Here is a 5,888-nt window from a genome sequence, read left to right on the forward strand (position 1 = left end):
TAACGAATATCAGCACCGTAACCGTATTTGAGAGGTCCGCGTTCAGAAGATAAAGTTCCTGTGCTTCCATAGGTGTATAAGAAGAACGCGTTCTTTATTCCTTGTCCTACGGTGGATATTCTCATATTAGCTAAAAACTCGTCTTGCTTAGCTATATCGGTTAACCCAGCGTGAAAGAGAGCATTCGGCATGACCAAATAGCTTGCTGTTTGTGGTACAAGAGTAGCCACACTTGGACCAGAGCCAGAACCAGTTTCAAGAATTTCTTTGTGTAAGCGGAAATCCCAGAAATTTTTATTCTTTTCATCAAAGAGGCTTTGTGCAACATCTGCCTGTCCATGGCTTGACTCTGGTCCATAAGCAGTTAGTGTATATTTATAAGGTAAACGATCTCTTGTGGTATAGCCATTTGCCAATTTGAAAGAGTCTTCTTGTGCTTTTCCAGAGACTTGAATAAGCGAAAGTCCACCGATATTTGAAGGATCTGCAGCATTTACTACACTATCTTTATTCCCTGAATCGCTGTCAATATAAACTGTTGTGGAGCCTGAGACATCACCGTGAATGAGAAGCCTATCGGTTTTTTGATCGGCACTTGCTAAGCCATCACTCCAAGCAATATTGAAGTAAATCTTTGCGTTTCCTGTTGCGTTGTAGACTTCTTGCGTGTCTGGTTTACCAGAGCCTATATGTAATGTGTGATAATGCTCTTCTGTTGGTTCACTAAAGATAATGGAGCTATTATCGAGATTAAGCGTGGAAATATCAGAACGAGATCTTTGAGCAATATCAAGGAGATTGCCATCATCATCTTTTTCGTTTGTGCTGGTTTTTACAATCCATTGTGTATTGTTTTGCAAATTAAAGATTGTTTTAGGGCTGTTAATAATTTTTGCTCTACCCTCTAATATGGAGTCATCAGAATTGAGTGTGAAAGTGAAATTATTTCCTTTTGTTGAATCTTTGGTTACTAATAAAACATCACCATGGATTTCTGATTTTTTGCCAAGATTGACTGTGCCGGTTGACTCATCTACATTAATTCCAATACCGTTTTTAATGTGAAGCTTTGCATTGGTTAAATTGATTTCTGAGGTTGTATCTTCTTCAGGATTTTCAAATTTTATGCCATTTCTCTCTGCTGTTGCAAAAATATTTGTTGCATCAATATGCCCACCGTTTTCAACAGCCAATGCTGCTTCTTTCCCGGTTATGCTTCCTTTTGTCATTGTGATGGTGGAGTCTAAGCCGGTTGCATGGAGGGCATAACCATTAGATGATTTAATTTGGGCATTTTCGGCTAAGGTAATGGTGCTTCCACTCTCTGCAAGTATCCCCACATTGTTTCCAGCAAATGATCCTCCAGAGATTGTGATTTGAGAATGATCCATTGCTATTACGCCGGTGAATGCTTGTGTAATGTGTACATTTTCTAAAATGACATTGCTTGCTTGAGAATTTAATCCTGTAAATATTGCCGAGTTACCTTTTCCATTGCTCGATATTGTCACATCTTCCAATTTGTTTTCGTTGCTTTTACTGTTTAAAACGGTAGCACCAACTGCAGAAGTTGTAATGCTTCCCTTATTCATCTTAATTACGCCACCGTCTCGTGCAAGGAGTCCAGTCGAAGTATCTCTAATGTTTGTTCCACGCAATTCGATCATACTATTAGAATTGATAACACTTGCACCTAATCCGCTAAGCTGCTTTTCTGTTGTGATAATAACACCTGTGACCGTAATATGACCACCATCTTCCGCACTCAATGCTGTACGGTTCCCTTTGACGTGTCCTTCATTCATTGTGATGGTAGAGTTTAAACCGTCTGCATGGAGTCCATAACTGTGAGATGAGGTAATTTGCGCAGCATCGTCTAAATTGATGGTGCCGCCATCTGCTACATATATTGTCTCATCTTCCGCTTTAAATGATCCCCCAGAGATTTTTATTGTAGAATTATCATACGCAGCTACGGCATTAATTGCGTCAGAGATGGTTACATTTTTTAAAGTGACTTTACTTTTTTCTTCTGCTTCTATTCCATAGCCTAGCAGCGCACCGTCTTTACCACTTGATATTATCACATTGTCCAGATAGTTTTCTTCGCTTTCACTTTTAGAAAAAACAGCACCAGCTACAGAAGCTTTAATGCTTCCTCCCTTCATACTGATGGCGCCACCATTTCTTGCTCCAATCCCGATGTTGCTATCACTAATCGTTGTGTTTCCAAGCAACTTAATTACACTATTAGAGCCATCAGCACCTGCACCGATACCATCGCCATCTGTTGTTTTTAGAGTAACATCTGTGGCCGTAATATGTCCGCCATTTTCTGCAGACAATGTTATATCTTTCCCTATGACGTTTCCTTTTGTCATTGTGATGGTGCTGCCGTTTTGAGAAATTATTGCTGCTTCTTTTGCATCAAATGATCCGCCAGAGATTGTTACCGTGGAATGATCATTTGCAACTATGGCGTTTTTTGCTTGAGTGACGGTTACATTTTTTAAAGCGATGGTACTGTTTTTCTCTGCTTTTATTCCTGTGTCTAGTGGCGCGTCTTTTTTACCACTCGATATCGTCACATTTTCTAAATGGTTTTCGGTGCTGTTACTGTTTAAGAAGCCAGCACCAACCATAGAAGTTGTAATGGTTCCCCCTGTCATTTTTATTACGCCACCATCACGTGCTCCAAGCCCGATTGTACTGTCATTAATCTTTGTATCTCCAAGCAATTCGATTACGCTATCAGGGCCATTGACAAATGCACCGAAGAGCCCATTACCATCGGTTGTTTTTAGAGAAACATCTGTAACCTTAATATGGCCGCCATTTTCTGCAGACAGTGTTATATCTTTCCCTGTGATGCTTCCTTTCGTCATTGTGATGGTGCTGCCTGAGTCTTGTGCATAGAGGCCGATGTTCTCAGATGATGTAATTTGCACAGCATCTGTTAAAATAATAGTGCTACCATTTATGGCACCTATTGCTGCTCCTTTTGCATCAAATGATCCGCTAGAAATTGTTACTGTGGAAGAATTATCCGCCATTACGGCAGTTTGTGCTTGCGTTACTTTTATATTTTTTAAAGCGACGGTACTGTTTAGGTTTGCAACCACTCCTAATTCTAGAAGCGCATGGTCTTTACCACTTATCGTCACTTCTTCTAGTTTGTTCTTGTCGCTCTTACTGTTAGAGAAAACAGCACCAAATTTGGAAGTTTTAATGTTTCCTCCCGTCATCTTGATTATGGCATTGTCTTCTGCTTCAAGCCCGACATCACTATCACTAATCGTTGTATTTCCAAGCAATTCAATTACACTGTTATCGCCACTAGCAAATGCACTGAATTCAGCCTCCTTTGTTTTTAGAGTAACATCTGTGACCGTAATATGACCACCTGTTGATGCCCACAATGTTCCGTTCTCCCCAGTCACAGTTCCTTTTGTCATTGTGATGGTGCTGCCGTTTTGAGCAATTATTGCTGCTCCTTTTGCATCAAATGATCCGCCAGAGATTGTTATTGCAGAAGAATGATCTGCGATTATGGCTTTATTTGCTTGAGTGACCGTTACATTTTTCAAAGCGACTATACTGTTTTGGTCTGCAACTACTCCTATGTTTATTGGTGCATCGACTTTACCACTCATTATTGTTACATCTTCTAGTGTATTTTGGGTACTGTTACTGTTTAAGAAGCCAGCACCAGTTATAGAAGCTGTAATGGTACCTCCATTCATAATAATGGCGCCACCTTTGCCTGCTCCAAGCCCGATTTCGCTATCAGTAATCTTTGTATCTCCAAGCAGTTTAATTACACTGCCTGCGTCAGCAGAAAATACCCCAAATTTGGAAGTTTTAATGTTTCCTTTCGTCATTGTGATGGTGCTGCCGTTTTGAGCCTGTACCCCCGTGTCGTTTCCACTAAATGATCCCTCAAGGACAGTTATTGTCGAGTGATCATTTGCAAATATGCCATTGATTGCTTGAGAGACAGTTACATTTTTTAAAGTGACGGTACTTTTGTCTGTCTTTATTCCATAGTTCAGTAGCACATCGTTTTTACTACTCGATATCGTTACATTTTCCAAATGGTTTTCGGTGCTGTTACTGTTTAAGAAGCCAGCACCAGCTATAGAAGCTGTAATGGTACCCTCGGTCATCTTAATTGTGCCACTGTCTTGTGTAGAAAGTCCGATTTCAGCATCATGGATTGTTGTATTTCCAAGTAATTCAATCAAGCTACCTGAGCCATTAGCAAATGCACCATATCCATTCCCTTTTGTTTTTAGAGTAACATCTGTGGCCTTAATATGCCCACCGTTTGTAGTAGATAATGCTGCATCTTTTCCCGTGACTTCTCCTCCAGTCATTGTGATTGTAGAGTTTAAAGCGTTTGCGTGGAGTCCAGTGTTCTCAGATGTAATTTGAACGTTGTTGTTTAAAGTAATGGTGCTGCCATTATGAGCGCCTACTGCTATCCCTTTTGTTTCAAATGATCCTCCAGAGATTGTTATTGTAGAATTCTTATTTGCAACTACGGCACTAGTCGCTTGCGTCACTTTTACATTTTCTAAATTAACTGTACTTTTATCTGTTCTTATTCCAGCGAGTAGTGGTGCATCGTCTTTACCACTTGATATGGTCACCTTTTCCAGTTTGTTTTCTTTGCTATTACTATTCAAGAAGTGAACGCCAGTGTTGGAAATCGTAATAGTTCCCCCAGTCATTTGAAGTATAGCATCATCTTTTGCTTCAAGACCCAAGCGGATATCAGAGTCAGTTCCTTTAATGGCTGTTTTATCCCCCGTTAATGTGATCATACTCTTCTCGCCTTCAGATGTTACAGCAGCGGATGGTGGGATCAAAGGATTTGAGTTTTCGTTGGTGTCTTTATTTCCGGTTACTGTTAAATTTTCACCAGTGATTTTGCCACTTTCTTTTGCATGAAGAATTTCATAGGACTTTCCGGTTTCTCCGATGACGCTTTGTCCTTCTCCTGAAGCTTCAAGAGATTCAGCATGTGCATTGGAATAGATACTAGAGAGTATGATCGCGACTGTTGCTGTATATGATAAAAGGGATTTTTTATACATCCGTATTCTCCTTTGAAGTCCCCAATATTCATTTCCCCACCGACCTCATAAGAAGAATAGAAAATGAGTTACTGTTCTTAGTGTTGTTACATTACCTCTAGCTCGGTAAGCTATTTTTACTTCTCTGTCAAATATTTTAAATAATCTTCATGAAAATGCATATTATGTATAGTTTATTTTTTATTAAATTATTTTCTTTTTGTATTTGTATTATTTTTTATATCTTAATAAAATGATAAAAATACTTTTTGATAATTACTGAGAGTTCTTTATGACTCTTAAGACATTTTATGATAATTATATCAAAGATATTTTCACTTAATACGAAAATATATTTTACTATTCTATCGTTTATAGCTTTTTGTGTATTTTCTTGTTTGAATATTTTATAGACAAAAAATTTGTTTGAGTTTTCAGATGAGGAGAAGGTTTCTGATAATCGCTTATCTTATTGAGGGCGGTAAAACAGACATATCTTAAGTTGAAAAACGTAATTAATTAAAGAGCTTCATTTTAAAGCTTTAAAGTGAACGGTACTTTGGTCAATAAAATTGCACTTTTATTAAAAGTTTTCCGCTTTCATTATTTATAGATTTTAATATATTCTGGATAAAAATGCCTTATATTTTTTCTTGATAAGAGGGAGGGGATAGGTGTAATGCCATTAGGATTTATAAATAAAAAAAAAAGCAGCACTATTGTGCTGCCTTTTTGTTAAATTGAATAGAATGAATAGGCTATTTTTACAGCCTTGATTTAAAACTGATAGCGTATTCCACCTGAAAAGCT

The 5,888-nt window shown here is 38.3% G+C and carries 1 protein-coding gene; it reads right to left on the reverse strand.

Features of this window, described 5'->3' with window-relative positions; genetic code table 11:
- Positions 1–5,099: beta strand repeat-containing protein (locus ACFIJP_RS08400; RefSeq protein ID WP_375626931.1), on the reverse strand; the 5,099-nt coding region annotated here is incomplete at its 3' end.
- Between the last annotated feature and the right edge of the window lie 789 nt (positions 5,100–5,888).

The organism is Bartonella sp. MU37NMGALS (genome assembly GCF_042194015.1).
Classification (GTDB): domain Bacteria; phylum Pseudomonadota; class Alphaproteobacteria; order Rhizobiales; family Rhizobiaceae; genus Bartonella; species Bartonella grahamii.